Source organism: Xanthomarina gelatinilytica (genome assembly GCF_000348685.1).
Taxonomy (GTDB): domain Bacteria; phylum Bacteroidota; class Bacteroidia; order Flavobacteriales; family Flavobacteriaceae; genus Xanthomarina; species Xanthomarina gelatinilytica.
Window position 1 is genome coordinate 1 of record NZ_ANLA01000041.1, and the last position, 1044, is coordinate 1044.

A 1044-nucleotide genomic window follows, 5' to 3' on the forward strand; every position below is an offset into this window, starting at 1 on the left:
GTTTTTATTAAAAACTATGAGAAGTTATTAGACAGTCTGACGGTCTCGTATAACCGACAGTTACGGTTTAAAGTTAATTAATTTTCAGATTAAACACTGACGTTAGCAATTCCGAGTGGATTCGGACGTAGTCGAATCCGCCGTAATTGCGGTTATACATTGTTACCCACTGGCTTTTTTTCGTAATTTTTTCAATTCCGTCATTTTCAGCCACGGTCTTTTCTTGTGTGCCATTCTGTGACAATTAGGACATAGCATCGCAATATCCTCAATCTTCGTTTTATGTCCGGCTTTCATTTCGCTAACTGGAATTGTATGATGTGCCTCAATAAAATCTATTCCGATTTCTCCATATTCTTTCTCAAAGTCGAATTCACAAACTTGACAAAATAAACGACCATTTTCGTCCTTAAATTTCTGTTTGGCAAGTTGTACTACTTTTGAATTCCGTTCACGAAATTTATGTTTTCTTTCAGATATTTTCCCTTCGGGAAATTCTCCGTCTAATTCTGCATTAGATTTAAATTCCCTCGACAGATTAAATTTCCAATATTTTCTCTTTTTGTTATAAGGCTCAATTCCGAGATTTCGACAATATTTAAGAAATGCTTTTTCTAATTTTTCATTCGGTCCAAGTTTGTCGTCTAACACTCTTTGAATAACAACATTTGTATCTCGTCCATCTTTGTGTGAATTCAGATGTTGGTCTAAATTATTGTTTTTATAACCAACAAATCTGCTTGGTGCAAATCGTAATTCATTGTCAATTTCATATGCCACGTAGCAAGCTCCAGCACGAACAAGTCCGATAGTTGTGTCATTTTCAAAATCCGTTCCTTCAGTTAGATAAAACTCAACTGTTTCCAGGTTTTGTTCTAATTCTTCAATGTTATCTATGAGTTTCATTAGCTTGTGGGTAACGCATTTGTGTATGGCTCGTTGCGGGAAATCCGTGTGGATTTTCCGCCGTAAAACGAAGATAGCAAATTGCAATGAATTCCGATTAGGAATTCAGCCGCAATGAGCTATACACGTCTTAAGTTT

General features: G+C 35.9%; 1 protein-coding gene. It reads right to left on the bottom strand.

Features of this window, described 5'->3' with window-relative positions; translation table 11 throughout:
• Window positions 1–162: 162 nt before the first annotated feature.
• Complete coding sequence (locus D778_RS14010; protein ID WP_007651917.1) at window positions 163–906, bottom strand: HNH endonuclease; 744 nt, start codon at window positions 904–906, stop codon at window positions 163–165.
• Window positions 907–1044: the final 138 nt, after the last annotated feature.

Excerpts from the sequence above, each read along its gene's own strand:
- D778_RS14010 (WP_007651917.1), bottom strand. The coding sequence starts at position 906 with ATGAAACTCATAGATAACATTGAAGAATTAGAACAAAACCTGGAAACA.